The organism is Phycisphaeraceae bacterium (assembly GCA_019636555.1).
Classification (GTDB): Bacteria; Planctomycetota; Phycisphaerae; order Phycisphaerales; family UBA1924; genus JAFEBO01.
In genome coordinates, this window is the sequence record JAHBXH010000001.1 from 1,639,279 (window position 1) to 1,663,229 (window position 23,951).

The 23,951-nt window shown below is 61.6% G+C and carries 19 protein-coding genes; 12 read left to right on the forward strand and 7 right to left on the reverse strand.

Translation table 11 applies throughout. The features are described from left to right. Window positions 1–465 precede the first annotated feature (465 nt). A complete protein-coding gene (locus tag KF691_06825) occupies window positions 466–1,530 on the reverse strand; it encodes an MBL fold metallo-hydrolase (GenBank protein ID MBX3389154.1) in 1,065 nt (354 codons plus the stop codon). Between the two features lie 203 nt (window positions 1,531–1,733). On the opposite strand from KF691_06825, the gene efp reads away from it, so the two are divergent. The 4 genes from efp (at window position 1,734) to KF691_06845 (ending at window position 5,743) form a co-directional block, all read left to right on the forward strand. Beyond that, a complete protein-coding gene (efp, locus tag KF691_06830; GenBank protein ID MBX3389155.1) occupies window positions 1,734–2,288 on the forward strand; it encodes an elongation factor P in 555 nt (184 codons plus the stop codon). An 88-nt stretch (window positions 2,289–2,376) separates the two neighbouring features. Next, a complete protein-coding gene (locus KF691_06835; GenBank protein ID MBX3389156.1) occupies window positions 2,377–3,984 on the forward strand; it encodes a hypothetical protein in 1,608 nt (535 codons plus the stop codon). A gap of 47 nt (window positions 3,985–4,031) precedes the next feature. Next, window positions 4,032–4,562, forward strand: coding sequence for a shikimate kinase (locus tag KF691_06840; protein MBX3389157.1), 531 nt, complete (start codon window positions 4,032–4,034; stop codon window positions 4,560–4,562). After that, the gene (locus KF691_06845) at window positions 4,562–5,743 is read left to right on the forward strand and encodes an aminotransferase class I/II-fold pyridoxal phosphate-dependent enzyme (protein ID MBX3389158.1); all 1,182 of its coding nucleotides are present in this window, start codon (window positions 4,562–4,564) and stop codon (window positions 5,741–5,743) included. Before KF691_06840 ends, KF691_06845 begins: the two co-directional genes overlap by 1 nt. A gap of 11 nt (window positions 5,744–5,754) precedes the next feature. Here KF691_06845 and KF691_06850 read toward each other — a convergent pair whose 3' ends face one another. Continuing rightward, window positions 5,755–6,111 (reverse strand): hypothetical protein, encoded by a 357-nt coding sequence (locus KF691_06850; GenBank protein MBX3389159.1) that lies wholly within the window; start codon window positions 6,109–6,111, stop codon window positions 5,755–5,757. Between the two features lie 11 nt (window positions 6,112–6,122). Between KF691_06850 and KF691_06855 the strand changes: the two genes are divergently transcribed. The 3 genes from KF691_06855 (at window position 6,123) to cls (ending at window position 10,211) form a co-directional block, all read left to right on the forward strand. Then, on the forward strand, window positions 6,123–7,451 hold the full coding sequence (locus KF691_06855; GenBank protein ID MBX3389160.1) for a DUF4147 domain-containing protein: 1,329 nt from the start codon (window positions 6,123–6,125) through the stop codon (window positions 7,449–7,451). A gap of 120 nt (window positions 7,452–7,571) precedes the next feature. Continuing rightward, complete coding sequence (locus KF691_06860; GenBank protein MBX3389161.1) at window positions 7,572–8,714, forward strand: PilT/PilU family type 4a pilus ATPase; 1,143 nt, start codon at window positions 7,572–7,574, stop codon at window positions 8,712–8,714. A gap of 42 nt (window positions 8,715–8,756) precedes the next feature. Beyond that, window positions 8,757–10,211 (forward strand): cardiolipin synthase, encoded by a 1,455-nt coding sequence (gene cls / locus KF691_06865; protein ID MBX3389162.1) that lies wholly within the window; start codon window positions 8,757–8,759, stop codon window positions 10,209–10,211. 340 nt (window positions 10,212–10,551) lie between these two features. On the opposite strand, the gene KF691_06870 is transcribed toward cls, so the two are convergent. From KF691_06870 to KF691_06885, 4 genes are all read right to left on the reverse strand, one after another. Beyond that, window positions 10,552–11,661, reverse strand: a complete 1,110-nt coding sequence (locus KF691_06870; GenBank protein ID MBX3389163.1) for a PA0069 family radical SAM protein — start codon at window positions 11,659–11,661, stop codon at window positions 10,552–10,554. Window positions 11,662–11,805: 144 nt separating this feature from the next. Continuing rightward, window positions 11,806–15,081: a hypothetical protein gene (locus KF691_06875; protein ID MBX3389164.1), complete on the reverse strand. Its 3,276-nt coding sequence runs from the start codon at window positions 15,079–15,081 to the stop codon at window positions 11,806–11,808. 278 nt (window positions 15,082–15,359) lie between these two features. Next, window positions 15,360–16,157, reverse strand: coding sequence for a class D beta-lactamase (locus tag KF691_06880; protein ID MBX3389165.1), 798 nt, complete (start codon window positions 16,155–16,157; stop codon window positions 15,360–15,362). Window positions 16,158–16,450: 293 nt separating this feature from the next. Next, entirely contained in the window at window positions 16,451–17,380 is a 930-nt protein-coding gene (locus tag KF691_06885; protein MBX3389166.1) for an MBL fold metallo-hydrolase, read from the reverse strand. 67 nt (window positions 17,381–17,447) lie between these two features. Here KF691_06885 and KF691_06890 point away from each other — a divergent pair, with 67 nt between their 5' ends. The 3 genes from KF691_06890 to KF691_06900 all read left to right on the forward strand — a co-directional run bounded on the left by KF691_06890 (window position 17,448) and on the right by KF691_06900 (window position 20,483). Continuing rightward, window positions 17,448–18,482, forward strand: coding sequence for a bifunctional riboflavin kinase/FMN adenylyltransferase (locus KF691_06890; protein MBX3389167.1), 1,035 nt, complete (start codon window positions 17,448–17,450; stop codon window positions 18,480–18,482). Then, window positions 18,479–19,594, forward strand: coding sequence for a bifunctional oligoribonuclease/PAP phosphatase NrnA (locus KF691_06895; protein MBX3389168.1), 1,116 nt, complete (start codon window positions 18,479–18,481; stop codon window positions 19,592–19,594). Before KF691_06890 ends, KF691_06895 begins: the two co-directional genes overlap by 4 nt. A gap of 181 nt (window positions 19,595–19,775) precedes the next feature. Further along, window positions 19,776–20,483 carry a methyltransferase domain-containing protein gene (locus KF691_06900; GenBank protein MBX3389169.1) on the forward strand — a complete coding sequence of 236 codons (708 nt, stop codon included), beginning with the start codon at window positions 19,776–19,778 and terminating at the stop codon, window positions 20,481–20,483. Window positions 20,484–20,775: 292 nt separating this feature from the next. Here KF691_06900 and KF691_06905 read toward each other — a convergent pair whose 3' ends face one another. Then, window positions 20,776–21,528 carry a glucose 1-dehydrogenase gene (locus KF691_06905; GenBank protein MBX3389170.1) on the reverse strand — a complete coding sequence of 251 codons (753 nt, stop codon included), beginning with the start codon at window positions 21,526–21,528 and terminating at the stop codon, window positions 20,776–20,778. Between the two features lie 148 nt (window positions 21,529–21,676). Between KF691_06905 and murD the strand changes: the two genes are divergently transcribed. Together murD and KF691_06915 are read left to right on the forward strand one after the other, a co-directional pair. Continuing rightward, window positions 21,677–23,071, forward strand: a complete 1,395-nt coding sequence (murD, locus tag KF691_06910) for a UDP-N-acetylmuramoyl-L-alanine--D-glutamate ligase (GenBank protein ID MBX3389171.1) — start codon at window positions 21,677–21,679, stop codon at window positions 23,069–23,071. Further along, a complete protein-coding gene (locus tag KF691_06915) occupies window positions 23,068–23,916 on the forward strand; it encodes a hypothetical protein (GenBank protein MBX3389172.1) in 849 nt (282 codons plus the stop codon). Before murD ends, KF691_06915 begins: the two co-directional genes overlap by 4 nt. The last annotated feature ends 35 nt before the right edge of the window (window positions 23,917–23,951 follow it).

Consider the following 23,951-nt stretch of genomic DNA (forward strand, 5'->3'; position numbering starts at 1 on the left):
TCTGGATAGCGATCGGCCAATCACGCCGCTAGCACAATCTGTTATTGGTTGGGTGAACGTATCCGAGCGAATCGTCGAGCGATGACCGAGGGGGTTTCAAACCGGATTCTCTTCTTTTTGCTCCGTCTCTCCGTCTCTTTGCCTTGCCGTCTCTGCTGCCCTGCCGCACCGCCACGCTGCCGTTCTAGTTCGACTCAACGCACTTCAAACTGAGTCCTCCCCCGCTCCCCAGCGGGGAGGTGTCATCGCGGAGGCTTGGCGGAGCGATGACGGAGGGGCTGTCAAATGAACGCCGTCCTTACTCTCCATCTCTCCGTCTCTGCCGTTTGCGGGCCCGTGCAATCCCGTTTCGGTCCTCCCCCTTTGCCGAAAGGGGGAGATGTCCGAGCGAGTCTTCGAGCGAGGACGGAGGGGGTGTCAATCGAAACCGCCCTTACTCTCCGTCTCTGCCCCTCCGCCTCTCCCTCACTTCCCCGCTGCCCTCATCGCTTCGTCATACACCCCGCCCAGCGTCCGCGGCTTCAGCACATCCGCTCGCTGATACTCCGCGTATTCATCGAACGGACGCTTCAAAAAATCCTCGCGGCTCTGGCCCGAATTGACCGCCGCTGCCGCCTTCGCGCGCAGCGCGATCAACATCTGCCGCTGCCGCTGCGCCATCTCGCGATCGCCGATGTCGCCGTGGCCCGGAATCACCACCCTCTGCTTCTCGCCGCACAATTCGAGAATCTTCTCGCATCCCTTGACCCAGCCCGCCGTGTCCGATCCTCCCGGCAGATCGATCACCGGCCACGTGCGGTTGAAAAGCAAATCACCCCCGTGCAGCACGTTCTCCCGCGGCACGACGATGATCAGGTCGTTGTCCGTGTGCCCGTTCCCCACATGTGCCAGTTGCAACTCGATGCCGCCGATCGTGATCGTCTCGCTGTCGCCCAGCGACTTCGTCGGGTTCCACGAGTTCTTCGTGTATCCCGCGCCGTCAAACGCCGCGAGGTCATTCAGCACTGCGCCCTTCGCCGGTTTGTCGCTCTCGCTCACTTGCTTCTGGGCCCGTGCCGCGCCGCCCAGCAAGCGCTCGCCCTGGCTCGCGATCCGCGGCAGCGCGTTCTGGTGCGCCATCACCGCGCAATCCTTCGTGAACGCGTAGTTCCCACCGATGTGATCGCCGTGGTGATGCGTGTTGATCAAAGTCTTCACCGGCTTGCCGCAGACGGCTTCGGCTTCGCGCCGCAGCGTCGCGCCGTACCCCGCGTTCTTCGCGTCGATGACGATCGCTTCATTCTCGCCTGCGATCACCAGCACATTCCCGCCCTCTCCCTGCGCAACCCAGCAGCGCGGCGAGACCTTTGTCCACGCAAACCAGTTCATCGCCGAATCTTGAAGCGATGCATCCCCAAGCAGCGCCGCGCGTGTCGTACGCGTGAACGTGGCGTTGGCGGCAAACGCAAGCCCCGCCGAAACACCCGCCGATAGCCCGAGAAAACCGCGACGAGAAAGTCCGAAGTTGCACGCTGGGTCGATCTGTTTCACGGTTGCGCTCCAGCCCGGGGCCGACCGAAATGCTCGAAGTCCGCTCCCGTTGAGCCTATCATCCGCCCCTCGCCGCGTCGGGCAACCCGCGGCAGGAACATTGACAAAGTCTTGGTATTTCGGCCCATGCGCTCGCAAAGGCTGGATTCCGCAACTTTTTCACTCGCAGCAAGAGCCCGCACAAGGGCGACAGGAACCAGGCGATGAAAGCGATCGACATGCGTCCCGGAATGGGCTTCAAGATGGACGGCAAGATGTGCGTGGTGGTCGGAACCGAACACCGCACCCCGGGCAACCTCCGCGCGTTCGTGCAGCTCACCTATCGCGAGATCCTCGCCGGCAAAACGCTCGATAAGCGCATGCAGCCCTCGGAAGACATCGAGATCCTCGATCTCGACCGCCGCGAGATGGAGTACCTCTACTCCGATTCGCAGGGCGCGACGTTCATGGACACCGAGAGTTACGAGCAGTATCAGTTGAACGAGAACGTCCTCGGCAACACGCTCAAGTTCATCCGCCCCAACAGCAAGTGCACCGTCCTGCTCTTCGACGGGAACCCGATCACGGTCGAACTTCCGCCGTCGGTCGAACTCACCATCACCGATTGTCCGCCCGAAGTGAAGGGCGCCACCGTGACCAACCAGACCAAGGACGCCGAGACCGAAACCGGTTTGAAAGTGAAGGTCCCGGCCTTCATCAAGCAGGGCGAGACCATCCGCATCGCCACGATGGACGGCAGCTACCAGTCGCGCGCCTGAGCAGGAATTACGCGAGTTTTCATCAGGCCCCGTGCTGGGGCCTTTTTCTTTGCGCCGGTTTTCCCGCTAGGCTCTGAGGGAAAGAACCATGAAAAAGGCACGAAAATTCATCCTCGCAATCGCGTCCGCGGCACTCGTCGCGGTTGTCGGCATCGGCGCGATCATCTTCTTTTCGCTCAGGTCGGGCAGCGGCGCGCTCGAGACCTGGCTCGGCAGACAACTCGTCGGCATCGCATCGACATACGTCGAGCCGACGATCGACTTCAAACGCATCCGGTACACCTACCCCGGCACGGTCGTCTTGAGCGATGTGACCTTCACGGCAAGCGACCGCACGCGCGTGGTCTCATTGAACACGCTCACGGTGACCCTCGCCGAAATCCCGAAGATCGGTTCGCCCCTCAAGATCGAGCGGGTGGAGCTCGAAACGCCGACGGTCAACCTCATTTCCGTCCCCGGAGGCGGATTCAAGGGCCTGGTTCCTTTCGTCAAGAACGTCCCGGGCAAGGAGTCGGCGCAAACACCGACCGAGTTCAAGCTGTCGAACGTCCTCCAGCTCCGCAAGTTCATTCTGAAGAACGGGACGGTTGTGTACGACGCCGGTGGGGGTCAGCCCGTCATGAAGCTCGACGGCATCAGCACCGAGATGGACATCAAGCCGATCACGATCGGGAACGAGACCGGCTGGTACGAACTCGCGTTCAACGCCGGAAAAGCTCCCGGTGTCGAAATGAAGGTCAAAGGACAGCTCAATCTCGACACATCCGTCGCCAAAATCGACGACGCGACTATGGACGTCATGCTCGACGACAAAACGATCCAAGGATTGCCGCCACAGCTGCAATCAACGCTCCGCGCCGCCGAGGCCCGCGGCAAACTCGCCGCCAACATCGCGGGAACCGTCCCCGCCAACGCTTGGCGCACCAGCGAGTTGCAGGGCAGGGTCACGCTCGCGGATTTCAATGTCGCAGCCGGCCGGTTCAAGTTCCCCATCGACCGGGGCGATGTCCCGATCTCAATCGCGAACGGGCTGCTCAATCTGAACCCGATTCAAATCAACCTGCTCGGCGGGCAGTTCACATCGTCGGTCTCCGCGAATCTGTCCGATACCAACATTCCGGTTTCCGGGAATTGGCAGGCATCGAATCTCGACCTCGAAAAACTGATGCGGGCGCAGCAGGATGTGAACGCGCCGCCCGGATTTCAGGGTCAATTGCGCAGCTCGGGCAACTTTGCTCTGAACGCGGGGTCCCCAAATCCGAACGCCGACCCGTTCGCCGTCCTCGCAACCGCGAGCGGGGCCGGCGACCTGAACATCGAGAATGGCCGACTCTTTGTCATCCCCGGCCTGATGGACGCGATGAATCTCGCAACAGGAAAGTCCATCTCCTTCATGGATGACGCCACCAAGCACACCCTCAACGCGAATTTCAATATCACCGGCCAGGGAATCCAGGTCACGCAGTCACACATCGTGGCCAGCGCGCTCGACGCCCGCGCGACCGGCTTGATCGACTGGCACATGGATCTCCACATGACCGCGACCGCCAATCCGATCGCCGCGGTAACACAACCGCTCGGCGCCGTCGGACGCATCATCGGCAACATGACCAAGGAAGTGATTCAATACCAGATCACCGGCAAAGTCGGCGATCCCAAGGTCTCCGTGAAGCCCTTCGGCCTCGGCGGCAATTGACCGTCTCCACACATCCGCCATCCGAAATCCGATATCCCACATCCGCCATGCCTTCCCCCCGCCTCATCCTTCTCGGTCTCCGCACCAGCGGCAAAACGACGCTCGGCGCGCGCGCCGCGCAATCGCTCGGTCTTCCGTTCCTCGATCTCGATGACCTCACCGCCCGCGTGCTCAATCAACCCTCGGCGGGAGACGCGATCCGCAATCTCGGCCTCCCCGCGTTCCGCGCCGGCGAAGTGCGCGCGCTGTCAATGCCCGAAGCAACTTCGGTCGGTGTTCTTTCTCTCGGCGGCGGCACACCCACCGATCCCGTCGCGCGCGCCGCTCTCGCCGCCCTGCAGAAAGCCGGCTCGCGCATCATCTACCTGCGCGCAACACCCGCGACGCTCAAGTCCCGAATGTCCGCGACCGATCTCGCCACGCGCCCGAGCCTGACCGGCAAGAACCCGATCGACGAAGTCGATCAGATCTTCCGCGAGCGCGATCCGCTCTTCAAAGAAGTCGCCGACACCACGATCGACGTGGACTCCATGTCCGAGGATTCCGCGCTCGCTTCGGTCCTTGCTACATTGAGTTGATGTCTTCAGTCGCAACACGTCTTCAACCCTTCGGCACGACCATCTTCACCGAGATGACCGCGCTCGCGATCAAGCACAACGCGGTGAACCTCGCGCAGGGTTTCCCGGACTTCGATGGCCCACAGCTCGCGAAAGATGCAGCGAAAGCCGCGATCGACGCCGGTCATTCTCAATATGCCCGGATGTTCGGCGTGCCCAAGCTCAACGCCGCGATCGCGCGCGCGTTCGCCGCGCGCACGAATGTCCCGATCGATCCCGATGCGAACGTCACCGTCACGAGCGGGTGCACCGAGGCGCTTCCCGCTGCTTTTCTCGGGCTTGTGAACAGCGGCGACGAGGTGATTCTCTTCGAGCCTTTTTACGATTCCTACAGAGCGTGCGTCGCGCTCGCGGGTGCGACGCCGAAGTTCGTGACGCTGCGGCCTGATTCTTCGGGTCGATTCGGGTTCGATGAGCGCGAGCTCGAGCGCGCGTTCACGAAGCGCACCCGCGCGATCCTGGTGAACACGCCGCACAATCCGACGGGGAAAGTGTTCACGCGTGCGGAGCTGGAGAGCATCGCGCGGCTGTGTGCGAAGCACAACACCATCGCGATCACCGACGAGGTGTACGAGCATCTCACGTATGAGCCCGCGCTGCCTCATATATCGCTCGCGTCGTTGCCCGGTATGTGGGAGCGCACGGTGACGCTCTCGTCGCTCGGAAAATCGTTCAGTCTGACCGGTTGGAAAATCGGATGGGCGATCGCGCCGGCGCACCTGACAGCCGGAGTGAGGGCGGCGCACCAGTTCCTGACTTTCGCGACGGCGACGCCACTCCAGCACGGCGCCGCGGCGGTGATCGAGAACCCGGGCCCGATCGTGAACGAGTATCGCGCGCTCTTCCGAAGGAATCGCGACGTGCTCGGCGCGGCGCTCGCGAAACTCGGCTTCGAAGCGTTCCCATCCGACGGAACGTACTTCATCATGGCGGATCACACCGAGGTGAGCAGGCGCCTCGGCGCGAGCGACGATCGCGACCTGTGCCACAAGCTCATCGAGCGCTGCGGCGTCGCGGCGATCCCGCCGAGTGTGTTCTATGAAAATAGAGAGCATGGCAAATCCTTTGTGCGGTTTGCGTATTGCAAGAAAGCGGAGACGATCGATGAGGCGGTGAAGCGGCTCGCGCGACTTGCCACTTGAGTGGCGCGATCTCAGGGATGTTTTCCGCCGGATGCCGCGGCGGCGATCCCGAGAATCCCGACCACGAAGATCAGCCAGACCAAGCCGATCAACAGGCCGAGCGCGTGCAGGCAGACGCTCACGATGCCACAGATCTTTCCGGCCTGGGTTGTGCCGCGGCCGGTCGATTGCATCATGCCGCGGTCCATGAGCGCGAGATCGCGGTTGGCCATGGTCCACGCGATGATCCCGAGGATCCAGCCCGCGCACCCGATGAGGAGCGAGAGGATGCCGAGCGCGAGGATGATGCCGCTGCGATCGGGCTGCTTGAATTGCTCGGCCGGCACGGGCGTATTCGGTTCGTTGTTCATCGTGGTACTTTCTCTCATGAGCTTATCAGATGGATGCCGCATCGAAAACTCTGGTTGAAGAACTGCGCGGGTTTCTGACCGTTGCGCGAGAGGCATCGGACGCGCGCGCGGCGCTGCGGCCGCATGTACGGGCGTTTGGGCGGAACGCCTCGCGGCCTCTTTCGCTCCTTGCGTTCGGCAAGGCATCGCTCGAGATGATGGATGAGGCCGTTCAGATTCTGGGCGAGAGGGTTGTGCGCGGCATCGCGACGGTCGTTCCCGAGCGGCTTGCTGCATTGGCGCGCGAGAGAGAAGAAGCGATTCGCGCGTGCGGGGTGCGGCTCTTGCCCGCGGATCATCCGCTGCCGACTAAGCGCAATGTGGCCGCGGCGGGTGAAGTGCGGGACTTTGTTTCGTCGCTGGCTCCCGCGGATTCGTTGCTCGTGCTTGTATCGGGCGGGGGCAGTGCGCATCTCACGCTGCCGGCGCGGGGACTCACACTCGACAACTTGCGCGATGCGACGCGGGCGCTGCAGCGCGCGGGGCGCACCATCAACGAATTGAACTGCGTTCGCAAGCATTGTGAGCAACTCAAAGGCGGGCGGCTCGCGGCGCTCTCTCGCGCGGGGGAGGCGCGGGTGCTCGTTCTTTCGGATGTGCTCGGCGATCCGCTCGATGTCATCTCGTCGGGGCCGTTTGCTCCGGATTCGACGACTTTCGCCGAGGCGCTCGAAGTTGTTGAGAAGAGCATTGGAGGTGATGCCGCTCCTGAAATCGCGGCGCATCTTCGCCGCGGCACGCGCGGCGAGATCGCGGAAACACCGAAGCAGGGCGACCCGGCCTTTGCTGGCGTAACTACGAGCGTGATCGCGAACAACGCTTCGGTGGTGGATGCACTGTTGGCTCATGCGGAATCGCGCGGGATCAAGGTCGTGGAGATCTGGAAGTCGATCGATGGTGAAGCGAGCGCGATCGCGGCACGGATCGGCGCGGCTGTTCGGTCGATGCCGCACGACAAGCAACGGCGCGCGATCATTGTCGGAGGCGAGTGGACGGTGAAGGTCACCGAGTCGAGCGGGATTGGCGGACCGAGTCAGGAACTGGCGCTGGCGCTCGCGATGCAACTTCGGGGTTTGCCCGCTGCGGCGCTGTGCTTTTCGACCGACGGGGTGGATGGTCCGACCGACGGCGCGGGGGCGATCGTGGATGGAAGGACCATCGATGCCGCGGATGCAGCGGGATTGGACGGCGCTGCGGCGCTTGCGGCGCACGACAGCTACGGGTTCTTCGAAAGGCTTTCCGGCGCAAACCACCTGAAAACCGGCCCGACGGGGACGAACCTGAATCACGTTGTTGTGGTGCTGATCGACTCTCGGTAGGAGGGTGTGGCAATGGGAGGCGGAGTCACGCAGCGGAGCGGCTCGATATTCGGAGTCTCCGGATCGGGGCTGCCGGGTTGTGGGCTTCGGGCACGGATTTGTTTTTGGTAGGCTCTTTTCATGATCACCGGCAGCCTCACCATTCAGCGGCTTCTCAGCTCGATGAAGAAACTCGATGCTTCCGACCTGCACATCAAGGTCGGGATTCCCCCAACCTATCGCATCGGCGGAATACTGCGCGCGGTAGATTCGCCCCCGATCAGCGAAGACGAGGCCGATCATCTGCTCGATCCGATCTTGAGCCAGGTCCAGAAAGAAAAATACGAGACGAGCGGCAACCTGGATTTCTCGGCGAGCCTGCCCGACGGCGATCGGTTCCGCATCAACATCTTCCGCGCGGGTGCGCACACGCACGCGGCGATCCGGCGCGTGAAGGCCGAAATCCCCAGCTACGAGCAGCTCAACCTCCCGCCGATCTATTCCAAACTGGTGGGGGAAACGACCGACGGCCTGATCCTGGTCGTCGGCGTCACCGGCTCGGGCAAGTCGAGCACGCTCGCGGCGATGGTCGAGCAGATCAACCAGACCCGCGCCGAAAACATCATCACGATTGAGGACCCGGTCGAATACCGGCTGATCCCGAAGAAGTCGATCATCAGCCAGCGCGAAATCGGGATCGATGTTTCCGACTACCCAACCGCCCTGCGCTACGTCGTCCGCGAAGACCCGGACGTCGTGATGATCGGCGAACTCCGCGACCACGCCACCGTTCTTGCCGCCATTCAGGCCGCCGAGACCGGCCACCTGGTCTTCGGATCGATGCATACCGCCGACACTATGCAGGCGTTCAGCCGCATGCTCGAATTCTTCCCGACCAGCGAGCGTGCCTTTATCCGCAGCGCGATCGGCAACACCCTCCGCGCCATCTGCGCCCAGAAGCTCCTGCCGGCCCTCGAAGGATTCGGGAACAGCGTCGTTCCCGCGACCGAAGTCCTCCTCGGCACGCCCATCGTCAAGGATAAAATCCGCGAGGGCGAAGACAACGATCTCCCCGCTGTCATCAGCGGCAGCACGGGCGCCGAGCCCGGCGAGGGCATGCATTCCTTCACGCACTCGCTCGCCGCCCTCGTGAAGAAGGAAGCCATCAGCCGCGCCATCGGCATGGACTATTCCCCCAACCGCGAAGCCCTGGACTCGATCCTCAAGGGCGTCGAGGTCAAATCCGCCACGCTTGTCAACCGGCTCAAGAAGCCCGGCGGCTAGCGGCACCGATGACCGTGCAGCGGTGCGGCTATTCTGGGCCCGATGCATTCCTCGGGCTGGTTCGGCATCTCCGTGTTCGTGCTGGAAGCGGTGGTGCGCGCGTTTCTGATCCTGCGCGTGATCATGCGCGGGCTCAAGCCTTCGGTGACGCTGAGCTGGATCATCATCCTCTTTTTCTTTCCGATCGTCGGGCCGCTCGCGTATCTCCTCATCGGTGAGAACAGACTTGGAAACCGGCGGGTGCTCCGGTTCGAGAATCGGACGCGCAATTTCAATGACGAGATCGAAGCGCGTTGGCGCAAGCGAAATCTGCAGTGGAACGCGGACGAAGAGTGCTACGCGGTTCTGGCGAAGCTCGGCACGGCGCTGGGCGGCATGCCGCCATTGAAAGGCAATTCGCTCGAGCTGATGGACGATGCGAACGAGGTTCTCGACAAACTGAAGGCGGACATCGAGAATTCGAAGAAGCACTGCCACTTGCTCTATTACATCTGGATGCCGGAGGGGCGCGGGAAGGAGATCGGCGATGCGCTGATTGCCGCGGCACAGCGGGGCGTGCAGTGCCGCGTGCTGGTTGACTGGGTGGGCGCGAAGAACTTCATCGGTTGCGCGGAATGCCGCAGGATGCGCGAGGCGGGCGTGCAGGTGGTGGGGGCGCTGCCGGCGGGGTTCATCCGGATGCTCTTTGCACGCGTCGATCTTCGGAACCACCGAAAGATTTCGGTGATCGACGGGACGATCGCGTACTGCGGCAGCCAGAACCTGACGGACAAGACGTTCCGCAACAAGCGGCGGAAGAAGGTCGGCCCGTGGATCGATACGACCGTGCGCATCACGGGCCCGGCGGTGCAGGCGCTGCAGACGGTTTTTCTGCGCGACTGGGCGGCGGAGACGGAAGAGAAACTCAAGGACCCGGAAGAGTTCTATCCGGCGGCGCAAAAGACGGGGACTTCGATCGTGCATGTGGTTCCCTCGGGGCCGGGGCCGCAGCCGGATGCGATCCGGCAGGCGCTGCTCGCGGCGGTCTTTTCGGCACGCGAAGAGATCGTGATGGTGACGCCCTACTTCGTGCCGGATGAATCGATGAAGGCGGCGCTCGTGAACGCGTCGCTGCGGGGGGTTTCGGTGACGCTGATCATGCCCGACGCACTCGACGCGCGGTTTGTCGAGGCGGCGAGCCGGGCGCAATTCCAGGATCTGCTGGACGCGGGCGTGAACATCGCGCTGCACCCGGAGGGATTGCTGCACGCCAAGACGGCGACGGTCGATCGCCATCTCGGGATGGTGGGGTCGGCGAATCTGGATATGCGCTCCTTCTGGCTGAACTTTGAGATCACGCTGTTCGTGTACGACGCGGACTTCACGGAGGATCTGCGAAGGCAGCAGCGCCGGTATTTGAAGGAATCGAACCCGGTGACGGCGAAGCAGTGGAGAGAGAGGCCGTGGGTGGAGCGGTTTGCGGACAACATCGCGCAGTTGGCGGGGCCGATCTTGTGAATCGGAAGAAAGAGATTCACCACAGAGAACACAGAGAACACAGAGAAGAAATTGGACGGGGAAGGCGAAGACAAGAAAGGCAAAGAAGTTCACCACGGAGGCGCAGAGGCACAGAGAAGGAACGGAGTGGGGGAGAGGCAGGTGAGTCAGTGACTTTCACCACAGAGGACACAAAGAGCACGAAGGGCACGGAGAGGAGATGAAGAGGGGAGCAGGGGAAGAGGTGAAGAGATGAAGAGGGGAGCAGGGGAAGAGGGGAAGAGGGGAAGAGGGGAAGAGGGGAGCAGGTGAGCAGGTGAAGAGGTGGGGAGGTGAGCAGGTGAACGCGTGAATAGCGCGATCAGGCGAAGAGGGTGGCTTGACCGTCGAGGGTGGGGCGGCGGAAGGCTTCTTCGTTGAGAGCGCTGTGGCGGCCGGTGAGGCCGTGCTTTTTTGAGAAGAGGCGGAAGGTGTCGGCGATTTGTTTCGCGAGCGGGCCTTGGCCGCGCTGGCGGACGAAGTGGCGCGCGTCGTAGAGGTCGCCCCCGTGCATTTCGCGGATGAAGGCTTCGACCTTGGCGGCGCGATCGGGAAAGTGGCGCTGGAGCCATTCGAGGAAGAGGTCTTTGATCTGGTAGGGGAGGCGGAGCATGACCCAGCCGGCGCTGGATGCGCCAGAGGCTGCCGCGGCATCGAGGAGAGCGGGGATTTCGCGGTCGTTGATGCCGGGGATGATCGGGGCGGTCATGACGGTGACGGGGATTCCGGCGCTCGCGATTTCGCGGACGGCAAGAAGGCGGTCGCGCGGGCTCGAGGCGCGGGGCTCCATGACCGAGGCGAGATCGTTCTCGAGGCTGGTGATGCTGATCGCGACGTGGACGGCGCGGTGCTCGTGCAGGCGCTTGAGCAGGTCGAGATCGCGCAGGATGAGTCTGTTCTTGGTGATGATGCCGACGGCCTGGCGGCACTCGACCATCACTTCGAGGCAGCGGCGGGTGATCCCGAGTTCGCGCTCGATGGGCTGATAGCAATCGGTGACGCCGGACATCGTGATCGTTTCGCCCCGCCAGCTTTTTTTGGCGAGCTCGCGCCGGAGCAGCGCGGGCGCATCGTGCTTTGCGAGGATGACGGTCTCGAAATCGAGCCCGCTCGACATGCCGAGGTATTCGTGGCCGGGGCGGGCGTAGCAGTAGATGCAGCCGTGCTCGCAGCCCCGGTAGGGGTTGACGGTCCACTTCATCGAGAGGTCGGGGGAATCGACGGGGTTGATGAAGGACTTGGTGCGGTCGGGGAGGATGCGCGTTTTGATCTGTGTGCCGCCGGGGGCTTCGGCGTGCACTTCATCGAGGTATTCGCCCAGGACGTGGAGGCGGACGGTTTCGAAGCGGTTGCCGGGGTTGATGCCGGAGCCGCGGCCACGGGCGGGGCCTGCGGGGAGAGCGTCCTTGAGGGTGTGGTCGTGCGAGGGCACGAGGGGTAGGATACCAAATGGAGACCGAACTGTCAAGAAGGGTTTTGATCGATTGGGGGGGGGCTGGAGGTAAGTGACGGTGGGGGCGGTACTTCGAGATGGGATGATGCGCAGATGAACTTGTACTACTCGCTTGGGGGCAGGTCAGGCGGACCCGAAGTCAGGGTCGCCTGACGCCTTCTTGCCTTGGAGCGATCTTTGTTGCAGCAGCTTCGCGACCGGCGGATTTACCGCATGTTCTGGAATAACCACCTTATCGCCCGGATGGATCAACATCGAATCGATATCGTGCTCGCCAATCTGCCATGCCTCGCGTACAACAAGCTCGTGCTTTTCGATTCCATGATCGGTTTCGGGCACGGACAAACTGCCAGTCCTTCCATCTACAGGAACCAACAGATATGTTCCGTGCTTGTGATATGCCCCAAGAAATTCATTCAAGTTGAAATGCGACGATGGGTGCATCTGATGCGACCGGGAATTCACGACCCAGTATCCGCGTCCTCCTTTGGGGCCAAGTTCACGTTTCGGCCCGATGCCCACGCGATAGCTGGCCGGGTCTTCCGTTGAAACGCCGCGAACAATTACCACGCGAAGGTCGTCGTTTGCATCCACCCTCCCCCACCGTTGAATCCATTCCGCAAATATCTGCCGTCCGCTGGCGATATCGCGAAAGATCAGCCCCATCATCGGCGGTGCGGCATTGGAGCTTTCCCAGATATAACCGATTCCGCTCCAGCCCGCTTTGTTCCAGAGATCTTCGTGGATGACAGAGTAAAGCGTGACGTCTTTGGGTCGAAATGCAGCCTTTGGATTGAAATCTTTCGTTTCGTTTGACGCAACTGGGGAGATATCCAAGCCATCGAACCAGCTTTTCGTTCGTGTCAGCGGAAACTCGGGAATTTCAGGCGACACCCAATCGGCCGACCTGCTCTTTCGTGCGCCTCCGAAGACATTGCCCATGTGGTTAAGGCTTGTCGCAAAATTCAAAGACCGGTCCATTACCTTTTCGTCGCGGAACATCTTTGTCAAAGTTTCTTCGAACTCTTGAATCAGAAACGCCCGAGGAATTAAGTTGCCGATCAGTTCGCCCAACTTGTCCTTGAACGCGATTTGAAACTCTGCCGTCGTAGATTGTGCATCCCACGTGCCACAAGCGACGTCGACGTATGGCATCGATTCTCTGGTGCTGAATTCCATTGCAAATGGGGAGGGGCCATCGGGTGAAAGACGCACTCGAATCAGAACTTTGGGCTCCCTGGCGACGACATTTTGGATGCTTGCCGTTGCTATCACCGCCTCCATCGTGGCCAGAATCGATTCCGTGATCTCGACGCAAGGCGTTTCATTGTCGCTTTGCACTTCTAACTCACATCCCAGCAAATGGGTTGTCATGCGAAGAAGTGCGGATTCGCCCAAGCATGGCGTTGAGGGAAGTTCCGAAGCGGCGGGCTGACGGAGCCATTGCGTAAAGAAGTCTTTAAGGTCGCCAACACCAGCGTCGCCACCAAATATTTTGTGTGCGTCGGCTTCATGGCCCAATGCAAAAAGAAGTGCCGCACTAGCCGGTTCAAGGCCAAGCTCTCCAAGCAAAATCGGAAATCTGGAAAGGCGAGGCAATTCGTCGATGGGGGTGCGTAGCAGCAGTATTCCAAGAATGGCCTGAAAGTCCATATGCCCATCGGGAAGCTTCGATTCTGGCAAACCTTTCCGAAGCAGCACGTCTCTTGAAATGCCGTCCAGTTCGTGCCAAGCCAAGAGTTGCGGCAATCTTCCAAGCTGCAGTTCAATCCATTTTAACCTGTTGTAGCAGCCAACATGAAACGGTACGAGGTCGCCAGGGCCTTTGATACCCGCTGAGGCAATCGAAGCCGCAGTCAACACCGATCCGCGAGCCGCCCAAAGCAGTCCCAATTCCTCGTAGGCCCGGCCACACGCATACAGAGCGAACATCAAATCTTCACGCGTTTCATCTTTGTACAGGCGGCTAAGACCAAGGCCAAGCGAGCGAATGGCACCTCGGGGGTCGCCGTTCATCGCCTGTTGCAGTCCGCGTTTCATATGTAGTTTGGCCGCAGCGATTTCTCCCGACCGTTGTTCCACCAAAGCCGCTAATGCCGTGTGCAGTTCTCCGTATGCGGGTCTATCGCCAAAGGGGGTGCCAAGTTCCGTGACGATGTCCACCAGCATTTGGACAGGAAACCCCAGCAATCCCGTTACCTTGGATGCGGCGGCCGTAAGTCTCACAAGCAGAGCGTCGACGTTGCTTGGCTCGGCAACCGGCAATTCCAAGCCGATTGCATGTGTTTCGGCCAAGAGAGCTGCACTTGGGCGTTCCGAATTCTGGGAAATCTTCTCCAGTTGTTTCAACAGTTCCCGTTGTCGTTCAAGAACGCGGGCCTTATCGAAATCCAGCTTGCCCGCTCGACTGGCCGAAAACAAACCCTTCCAAAGCGTCGCGGCGTTTTCAAGTTCCGTGACGTTGTCTGATTGCCCCACCAGACTTTCGTACCGCGAGTATTTCTCCAAGTAACTGTCAAAATCCTCATACCACCAGAATGCGGTGAATGCGTCGTCGTAGGCGGCTCTCAATTGCTGATGCCGACTTCCGTATTTCGTGGCCAGTCGATTTGCTCGAAGTAATAAACCTTCGACGTTTTCACGAGGCTTTTCCAGGCTTCTCGCCAGAAACGCCGCTTCCAAGCAGTCATCAACCAACACGCCCGAAAATTCGCTGGCTTGAATCGCTTTCTCTATCCGTGTCTGGATTTCGTCCAATGCGTCTTGACGCTTAGTGTCGTTCGGCCCCATCTTCGTGAAGCGGCGGAACGACGATTCAATTGCCAGTTCCTTGATTGCTAACTCTTCGCGTTTGCTCGCGAACACGCGTTCCGTAATCCAAGTCCGATCCAGAATTCGGACGTCCAAACCGTGCTTACGGCTAAGGGCATCCTCGACTTCAGCACGAGATTTATCCCGAATGTACTGGTTCGTGATGAAGAACGCTTTCTGGTAGCCACGATCCGTTGCGACCAATTTCGCAACGTCACTCTCGACTTTTTGCTTCCATTGCTTTTTGATGCTGAAAGCGAAAGCCCACCTTTCGTTGCCGGCGACGGTTCCGTTTCCAACGTGCCAGATTTCGGTCAACGCTTCGGCGACCGGATAGGTTTCTGAATCGACTTTGCTATCGCCGCCGCCCGTGGGTCCAGTTTGCGGCAACAAGTTCGGGCAGATTTCAAGCGACGCCAAGCGTCTCGCAAACCGGGCGAAATCGTTTTCTTGGCTTCGGTTTGTCAGGGTGTCAAGATGGGTTTCAAGAATCGCACCATCTAAGCGGCTTTCGACAATTTCCGTCGAATCAGAAAATCTTTCAGGTCGTCTGTTTCTTAAGAACTCTCGTGGCGAGAACGATTCCATGCCACATCCTTTCGAGCGTGCCGCTAGATAATAATAAACTGGGCCTTGATCATTCGTGAATCTAGCCCTGCCCACAACTCTCGGACACCGTTGAGGCTCGGTAATGGTTCGACAGGAGTCCGATCATGGTACGGCGCGTCGCCCCGACCTCGTTTCGATTGTGTTTTTCTTGGTTAAAGCGCTGCGATCCGAAGTCAACGACTTTGAAGCAATGTCCGTGACACACCTGGCCTTGGGGAGAGGCGCACCACTCGCCCAGGGCGGCAAGTGATGGGGCATTATTCGGGCAGGATGCCGCGGTCTCGGAGAACGCTTTCGGCCACGCGTCTTGCGACGGAGCCCGAGACATCGGGCCCTCGAACGTTGGCCGCGAAGACGTAGGTCTTGTCGTCTTTGTGCACCCAGCCGACCCACCAGCCGAGGCTGTCGGATTGATATCGGTGAGAACCCGTCTTGCCGCGGTAGATGAGGCCGTCTTGTTCGCGCTGAATCAGGCATTCGGAGACGATTTCCATGGATCGGGCCGAGAGGGGCAGATCATTTCGGCAGAGGCGGGAGAGGAAGGCGACTTGCTCGTCGGCGGAAATCTTGAGCGAAGACCCGAGCCAGAACTGGGTGAGTCCACCCGAAAGGTCTTTGTTGCCGTAGTTGATCGAATCGACGTAGCGCTGCTCACGCGCGAGCCCGAGCCTTCGGGCGACCTCTTGAAAATACCAGACGACGGAGTATTTGATCGCGGATTTGAGCGTGTGATCGCGGTTGAGCTCGGTGCGGTCGCGAGCGACACCGTCCCATTGGATGGTGGAGTCGGCGTCGGCGAGTATGCCGCTGTCGAGCGCGAAGAGCGCGTGGGGGATTTTGAACGTGGAACAGGGAGAGCAGCGCTCGGCGCATCGCTCGGGCCGGTATCGGAGAGTCTGTTTGTTCGAGAGTTCGGTCAGGACCATGCAGCCATCGAGGCCTTCGAAGTGCTTCGAGAGGTCGGCGGTCGAGTCTTGCCGCGCGGGCGTTATCGAGGAGCAGGCGTGAAGAAGGAGCGCGCTGAGGAGCAGCGCGAATGGAAGACTCTTTGGCATGTTGTGCTCCGAGGAGGCAACGGTGTGTTTGGCTCGTGGCTTCAGAAACCGCCTCCGGCGAAGCGCCACCTCCCCCTTTTTGCAAAGGGGGAGGACAAATGCATCGCGTTCGAGATTGGCGGACGCGCGGCAAGTTGTGTGCGAGTTGTGCGATTGACTCCGCGGAGATCATCGTCGCGGGCGAGGATCGCGGAGCAGTTTTGTGGAGACCGGCACCACTCGCCCGGAGCGGCAAGTGATGGCAAGAACCTTCGGCACAAACCATCGGCACGATTGTGTCCATTGATCCGTTGTTACAGCGCGCTGACGCGGACGATTTTTCCGATGTGGGCGTCGAGGATGCGGCGGTGGTGAGAGGATGCCGCGGCATGGAGGCGCTGCATCGGTTCGCCGGGGGGCTCTTCGCCCAGTTCGAATGTGGAGTGATGAACGGGGAGGAGGCGTTTGCCATCGAACTTGGTGAACATGCTCCAAACCTGCTCGGGCGTGGCGTGCGCATGTTCCCAGGGTTCGTAACTGCCGATGCCGAAGATCGCGAGGTCGATGCCCTTGAGCGCGGAGTAGGCCTCGGTGAGCGCGGTGTCGCCGGCGAAGAGGACACGTTGCGGGCCGTCGGTGAGGACGTAGCTGTTGTAGCCGCGGTGGCGATCCCAGGCGGTGCGCGCGCCCCAGTGGCGGGGCTTGATCGTTTCGATTTTGAGAGATTCGAGGATGGCGTTCTGATGCCAGCCGAGTTCGAGCACATCGGCAAAGCCTTTGGGGATAAGGCGGCGCGAGGCCTTGGCGGTGACGACGATGGTGGAGGGTGAGCGGAGGCGCTGGAGCGTGGGCTTATCCAGATGATCGAAGTGAGGATGGCTGATGAGGATGATGTCGATCGGCGGCAGGTGCTTGGTTTGAAGGGGCGGATCGCCGATGCGGTTGAGCCCGACGGTGCGCTTGCCGATTTTCACGCCGATGCGACGAGAGAAGACGGGGTCGGTGAGGATGTTGAGGCGACCGAGTCGGAGGAGGACGGTGCAGTGACCGAGCCAGCAGGCGACGATATCGTCGCCGGCGCGGTCGCATTCGATGGCCCAAGCGGATGCGAAGTCGGCGGGGCTCGGGGTGTGATCGTGGAAGGGGCTGAGGTCGGCGAGTTGGCGGGCGTAGCGGCGCATGCCGCTGCGGAGAGCCTTGCTCCAGAATTCGATCTTTGCCCGGTGTGCCCGGCTCAAACGCATGGCGAAGAGTATTGGGCGAAGATGAAAGGGGGCGAAAACACGCGGGGTCGTCTGCTAGCCTTGAGCGATGTCGAAAGCGGTTGTGACGATCGGAAACTTTGATGGGGTGCACGCGGGGCATCGCGCGCTGATTGCGCGGGCGAGGGAGATTGCTGTTAGTGCGGGCGGGGGTGGGGGTGGGGGTGCGCGCGTGATCGCGATGGCGTTTGATCCGCACCCGACGAGCAGGTTGAGGCCTGAATCGGCGCCGGCGCGGATCACGCGGTTTGACCGGCGGGTGGAGTTGCTGCGCGAGGCGGGCGCGGATGAGGTTGTGAGGCTGGAGCCGACGGATGAGCTGCTCGCGATGACGCCGGATGAGTTTCTTGCGAAGTTGATGCGCGATGTGCGGCCGGTTGCGGTGGTGGAAGGGCCGGATTTCAATTACGGGAAGGGGCGCGCGGGGTCGATCGAGACGCTGATTGATGAAGGGAAGCGGATGGGGTTCGGCGTCGAGGCCGTGCACCCGGTGGAAGTTGCACTTTCGGATTTGTCGATCGTGCGTGCGAGCAGCACGCTGGTGCGGCATCTGGTTGCGCAGGGGCGCGTGCGCGATGCGATGCTGGTGCTGGGGCGCGCGCACGAGATTGCGGGGGTCGTGACGAAGGGTGATCAGCGCGGCAGGACGATCGGATTCCCGACGGCGAATATCGTGCAGGATGCGGAGCAGGCGGTGGTGATTCCGGCGCAGGGGGTTTATGCGGCGTGGGCGCGGATGCCGGATGGGAGGAAGTTGGCCGCGGCGGTGAATATCGGGGCGCGGCCGACGTTTGATGCGATGGAGCCGCGGATCGAGGCGCATCTTGTGGATGTCGAGACGGGGAAGCCGGCGGCGGGGATTCCGGAATATGGATGGCGGCTCGCGATCGAGATTGTCGGCTGGGTGCGCGATACGGTTCGGTTCTCGGGGATTGATGCGCTCAAGGCGCAACTCGAGCGCGATCGGGAAGCGGCGCTGCGGCTGCTTGATTGCGGATTTGATGCGCCGGCGGCCGATGGATTGGTAACTTTAAAACCTGCCGCGCCTGTCGCGGTTCGTGCGACAAGGACGATGGCACAATGAGCGGAACAGCGGATTCGAAAACGCAGGGCGCGAAATGGGGGAGCGGGATCGAGCTCTCGGCGATCGCGGACTGGCTCGCGGACAAGAACAAGATCGTGGTCGTGACGCACGTAAAGCCGGACGGCGATGCGGTGGGTTCATCGCTCGGGCTTGTGCGGGCGCTGAACCTTGCACGGAAGGATTCGGGAGCGGTGAGTTTGCCGCCGCGGGCACGGGCGTGGTATTTCGGTCCTCGGCCGTCGTGGATCCGGCGCGTGGTGGGAGAGTCGCCGTCGCTGTCGATCGAGAATGTGTCGGAGATCGAGCACGAGACCGCGGACGCGGTTGTGATCGTGGACACGGGGTCGTGGGTGCAGGTCGAGATGATCAAGCCGTGGCTTGTGAAGCACACGGCGGATACGGCGGTTGTGGATCATCACGCACAAGGCGATTCGGACATCGCGCCGCGGAGATTTGTGGATACGGGGAGTGCCGCGGCGGCACAGCCGGTTGCGGAACTTTGCCGGCTGATTCTGAAGAAGAAGTCGCTGGCGGAATTGCCGAAGGAAGTTGCGGAGCCTTTGTATCTGGGCATCGCGACGGATACGGGCTGGTTCAAGCACAGCAACGTGACGCCGCGGGTGTTGCGTGCGGCGTCGGAGTTGCTCGCGACGGGCGTGGATCACGCGGCGCTGTATGTGAACATCGAGCAGCGCGAGCGATTGCCGCGGCTCAAGCTGCTGGGGCGGGCGCTCGATTCGCTGCGGCTGTTCGATGAGAACCGGGTCGCGGTGATGACGCTGACGAAGAAGGACTTTGCGGAGACGGGCGCGCAGGCGGCGGATTCGGGCGGTTTTGCCGATCACTCGCAGACGCTCGAGACCGTGATGGTGACGGCGGTGTTGACGGAAGCGGACGCGAGTGAATTCGGGATGGCGTCGAAGCCGGGGGAAAAACTCACCAAGGTGAGTCTGCGGAGCAAGGCGGTTGACGGGTCGGTGGATGTGAACGCGGTGGCGAAGGTGTTTGGAGGGGGTGGGCATGTGCGTGCCGCGGGCGCGAAGGTTGCGCTTGGGATAGAGGAGACGAAAGCGAAGTTGCTGGAGGCGATCAGGGCGCGGTGGGGAACGTGAGTTGCCGCGGCGATCGAGGTCGGATGTTGACGAGCGCGCGGCTTTCTTCGAAACACGCATGAGACCGATTCGGCCCAATCGAGGAGAAGGTGGCGGGCGCAAGGGTGATGGAGTGCGCGGGCGACCGGCGGACGGCGCGGGGCCGGCTCCGGCGCGCCCGGGGCGACGGACACTGCCCTCGATGCAGATCATGACCACGACGCTGTGGGAGTATCCGAGTCAGCACTACGACGCGGCAACCGGGAACATGCAGGGCGACAAGCGCTATGTCGGCGCGAGCCCGTCGTGGGTGATCTGGCAGTGTTTGCAGAGATATACGAAGCCGGGCGAAACAGTGCTCGACCCGATGGTAGGGAGCGGAACGACGATCGATGTCGCGATGGATCTCAAGCGGCGGGCGATCGGGTTTGATCTGGCGCCGTCGCGGCCCGACATTCGGCAGGGTGATGCGAGAAAGATCGACTTGCCGAGCGCGAGCGTGGACTTTGTATTTGTCGATCCGCCGTACTCGACGCATGTGGACTATTCGGACGATCCGGCGTGCATCGGGAAACTGGATGCGCTCGGGGCCGACGGAGGCGGGGCGTATTACGCGTCGATGCAGAGAGTCATCCGCGAGATTGCGCGGGTGCTCAAGCCGGGGCGGCACATGGCGCTGTATGTGAGCGACAGTTTTCAGAAGCCGGGCGCGAACTCCGCTTCCACGGGCTTTGCGCCGATCGGTTTCGAACTCTTTGCGATGATGCGAGAGTCGATGCAGCCGGTGGACATCATCGCGGTGGTGCGGCACAACCAAAAGCTGCAGCGCGGCAACTGGCACAAGGCGGCGGAGGAAGGGAATTTCTTCCTGCGCGGGTTCAACTATCTGTTCATCATGCGGAAGATGTGATTGGAATTTCGTTTGGAACTTTCGTGACGGAGTTCGGCGCGTCAGGAGATCCGAAACCCCCACCGTCATCGCTCCGCAAAGGCTGCGCGATGACACCTCACTCTTTGGCGAGGGGGGAGGTCCAATCACGAAGAGCGCACCGAAGAAGGAGAACCGGTTTGCGGGGTTGCACTCCGACCGAGCGATGATTCACGGTGGGCGCGAAAGCGGCGCTCCGCTCGGGCTCTTGCGGTGCGCCGCTTGGGCTGGGGAATCATTTCAAAGGAACGAATCAGTCGATGGGCCTGAGCCGTCAGCGATATCCGCCCGCGATCAGGATGGTTTCGCCGGTGAGCCAGGATGCGTCGCGCGATGCGAGGAATGCCGCGGCACCGGCGATGTCGTCGGGTTCGCCGATGCGCCCGAGCGGCGTGGTCGCGAGCACCTGCTTGTGCATGTCGCTGCCGGAGATTCCGGCGCTACGCCAGCCTTCGGTGGCGACCATGCCGGGGTTGATCGAGTTCACGCGGATGCGCTTGGGGCCGAGTTCCTTCGCGAGCGATTTGGTGATCGCGTCCACGGCGGCCTTGGTCGCGCTATAGACCGAACCGTTGGGCGGCGCGAGCGTACTGACCACCGAGCTGATGTTGATGATGCTGCCGCCTTCGGAACCGAACTGCTTCGCCGCGGCCTGCGAGGCGAGCAGCAGTCCAAGCACGTTGAGATCAAACTGCTTGTGGAAGTGTTCTTCGGTGACGCTCTCGAGCGGCTGGAAGTCGTAAATGCCCGCGTTGTTCACAAGGATGTCTAATCGGCCGTAGGTCTTCTTCGCTTCGGCAAAGAGCTTCGAGATTTCGCTTTGCTTTGCGACGTTCGCGCCGACTGCAACCGCTCTTCCGCCCTTCGATGTGATCTCGTGGACGACCTTGTCCGCGCCTTCCTTGCTGGAAGAGTAATTGACGACGACCGATGCGCCTTCCGCGGCGAGCCGCTTGGCGATTGCCGCGCCGATGCCCTTGGAAGCGCCCGTCACGATCGCAACTTGTCCTTTAAGCCGTTCCGACATTGCTGCACTCCTGAATTTGAGAAACGGATACGGGGGCTTCGATTCTGCCGGGCGTGAGCGGGTTTCAGAAATCGGGTACCTGGGAATCCAGATTTGTGTGAAGATTGGTTTGCTCCTGTTCGGCTACGCTGCGCACGGGAGAACACGCATGGAAGCGGCGGCACTTGAGGGCAAACGAGTTACGGTGATGGGGCTCGGTCGATTCGGTGGCGGCGCGAGCGTGACGCGCTATCTCTGCGAGCGCGGCGCGACGGTTTTGTTGACAGATATCGAGCCGGAAGAAAAGCTCGCGGCATCGGTCGCGCAAATTGCGGATTTGGTTCGATCCGGCACCGTGCAACTGCGCCTCGGCGGGCACAACGTCAGCGACTTCACGACGTGCGATCTCGTTGTGGCGAATCCCGCGGTTCCCAAGCCGTGGGACAACCGGTTTCTGCGCAGCGCGTGGGCGGCGAAAATTCCGGTGACCACGGAGATCGGGCTGACGATCGCGCGGCTTCCGAATCGAGCGCGCGTGATCGGCATCACCGGCTCGGCGGGAAAGAGCACAACGAGCGCGATGATTCACCATGTCCTGAAACAGTGTGGATTTGCAACGGTGTTCGGCGGCAACATCGGCGGGTCGCTGCTCGGAGAAATCGATTCGATCACGCCGGAGACGTTTGTGGTGCTCGAACTCTCGAGCGCCATGCTGTGCTGGCTTGGAGACCTCGCGCGGGTCGGGCCGGCGGAATTCGATCACGCGCCGGCAAGCGAAGGCTGGTCGCCGCACGTCGCGGTGGTGACAAATCTCTCGCCGAATCACCTGGATTGGCACGGAGATCTTGCGCACTACCGCCGAAGCAAGCAGGAATTGCTGCGGGCGCAGCGATCGGGAGACGTTGCGGTCTTGCCGCCCGGCAGCGAGTCGGCGGAATGGAAGACGAACTCGGGTGTCGAGCGGCGCGTGCCGCGGGTGGAAGTAAGCGGGCTTGCCATTCCCGGCAAGCACAACCGTCAGAACGCGAGCGTGGCGATCGAGGCGGCGCTTGCCGCGGCGAGCGGGCTCGATCGCGCGCGCGCGGTGAATGCGGTGAAGACGTTTGCGGGATTGCCTCACCGGCTTGAATTGGCGGCGACCATCTCTCGCGCGGGTGGGAGCGTCCGCTGCTTCAACGATTCGAAATCGACGACGCCCGAAGCTTGTTTGCTCGCTGTTGCGGCGTTTGATGAACCGGGAGAAGTCGGAGCGGGGCGAGTTCATCTGATTGCCGGGGGATACGACAAAGGCTCCGACCTTTCCGCGATTGGGGCGCTGGCTCGGCGCCTCGCGGGGCTCTACACGATCGGGAAGACGGGGGACGCGATCGCCGCGGCGTCGGATGGTGCGGCGAAGAAGTGCGGAACCGTGGAGAGCGCGGTCGCGTCGGCGATCGGCGCGGCGAAGCCGGGGGATGTCCTTCTGCTCAGCCCGGCGTGCGCCTCGTGGGATCAATTCGAGAATTACGAAAAGCGAGGCGAGTTGTTTGTGCGCGAGGTTCGGGCGGTTGGGGGTGTCCGATGACGGGACTGTTTTCGAAGTGTGCCGGAGTTCTCGCGTTGGCGGCGGTTGCTTCGTCGGTTGCGGCGTCCGAGCCGGAGAGCAGGCAGGATGCGGCGCCCGCGGCGCAGGGAGAAAAAGACCAGGCTCAAGCGGCGTGGCGCGAAGTGTTTCCTGGAATTCGGATCAATCTCGTGGAGAAGGCGGTCGAATTCGATGGAACGGTCCCGGTGAATGCGCACACAAAGGCGGGGCTTAGAGTCTTTCTCGAGACGACGGTGTGCGGCTACGACAGCAAAGAGCACGAGTCGCTCGTCGTTACCAAGGCCAAGCCTTCGCAAGTTCACGCGGCACTGTTGCTGATCGGACTCAAGCCGGGAAAGCCGGGCGCGTGGAGGCGCGAAGAAAAAAAGTGGATCGGTGTGCCGCCGGAAGGTGACGAGGTCGAAGTGAAATTCCTGCTGACGGCGCCGGATGGAACGATTCGCGAGGACGATCCGGCGGAGTGGATCGTGAACGAGAGGGACGGAAAGCCGCTGAGTCAGGTCGCGCCCGATGCAAAGTGGGTGTTCGCCGGGTCGAAGCTTGCGCAGAAGAAGCCGCTGCCGCGGGCGCCGGGAGATGGGGTCGGTCCGGAACCAAAGCCCCCGGTTGAAAATGAGCGAAACGGCCCGGAGTTCTACGTCGCGGATGTGGAGGGCACGCTCATCGGGCTCACGAGTTTCGGGACCGAGACGATCGGTTTGACCGCGATGTACAACCCCGACAACGACAAGGAAGCGCCGCAGTGGGTCGCGAGCCCGGAAAAGACTCCGGAGATCGGCGCGAAGGTAACGGTTCGGGTGAGCGCGAAAAAAGGAGGAGCGTGATTCGCGGGTGCGGGGCTCGCTCGACCGATTCGTGC

Coding starts and splice junctions, on each gene's coding strand:
- KF691_06900 (MBX3389169.1), top strand. CDS start 19,776: ATGCAGATCATGACCACGACGCTGTGGGAGTATCCGAGTCAGCACTAC.
- KF691_06890 (MBX3389167.1), top strand. CDS start 17,448: ATGTCGAAAGCGGTTGTGACGATCGGAAACTTTGATGGGGTGCACGCG.
- KF691_06835 (MBX3389156.1), top strand. CDS start 2,377: ATGAAAAAGGCACGAAAATTCATCCTCGCAATCGCGTCCGCGGCACTC.
- KF691_06880 (MBX3389165.1), bottom strand. CDS start 16,157: ATGCCAAAGAGTCTTCCATTCGCGCTGCTCCTCAGCGCGCTCCTTCTT.
- KF691_06895 (MBX3389168.1), top strand. CDS start 18,479: ATGAGCGGAACAGCGGATTCGAAAACGCAGGGCGCGAAATGGGGGAGC.
- cls (MBX3389162.1), top strand. CDS start 8,757: ATGCATTCCTCGGGCTGGTTCGGCATCTCCGTGTTCGTGCTGGAAGCG.
- KF691_06875 (MBX3389164.1), bottom strand. CDS start 15,081: ATGGAATCGTTCTCGCCACGAGAGTTCTTAAGAAACAGACGACCTGAA.
- murD (MBX3389171.1), top strand. CDS start 21,677: ATGGAAGCGGCGGCACTTGAGGGCAAACGAGTTACGGTGATGGGGCTC.
- KF691_06885 (MBX3389166.1), bottom strand. CDS start 17,380: ATGCGTTTGAGCCGGGCACACCGGGCAAAGATCGAATTCTGGAGCAAG.
- KF691_06915 (MBX3389172.1), top strand. CDS start 23,068: ATGACGGGACTGTTTTCGAAGTGTGCCGGAGTTCTCGCGTTGGCGGCG.
- KF691_06855 (MBX3389160.1), top strand. CDS start 6,123: ATGGATGCCGCATCGAAAACTCTGGTTGAAGAACTGCGCGGGTTTCTG.
- KF691_06905 (MBX3389170.1), bottom strand. CDS start 21,528: ATGTCGGAACGGCTTAAAGGACAAGTTGCGATCGTGACGGGCGCTTCC.
- KF691_06840 (MBX3389157.1), top strand. CDS start 4,032: ATGCCTTCCCCCCGCCTCATCCTTCTCGGTCTCCGCACCAGCGGCAAA.
- KF691_06845 (MBX3389158.1), top strand. CDS start 4,562: ATGTCTTCAGTCGCAACACGTCTTCAACCCTTCGGCACGACCATCTTC.
- KF691_06850 (MBX3389159.1), bottom strand. CDS start 6,111: ATGAGAGAAAGTACCACGATGAACAACGAACCGAATACGCCCGTGCCG.
- efp (MBX3389155.1), top strand. CDS start 1,734: ATGAAAGCGATCGACATGCGTCCCGGAATGGGCTTCAAGATGGACGGC.
- KF691_06860 (MBX3389161.1), top strand. CDS start 7,572: ATGATCACCGGCAGCCTCACCATTCAGCGGCTTCTCAGCTCGATGAAG.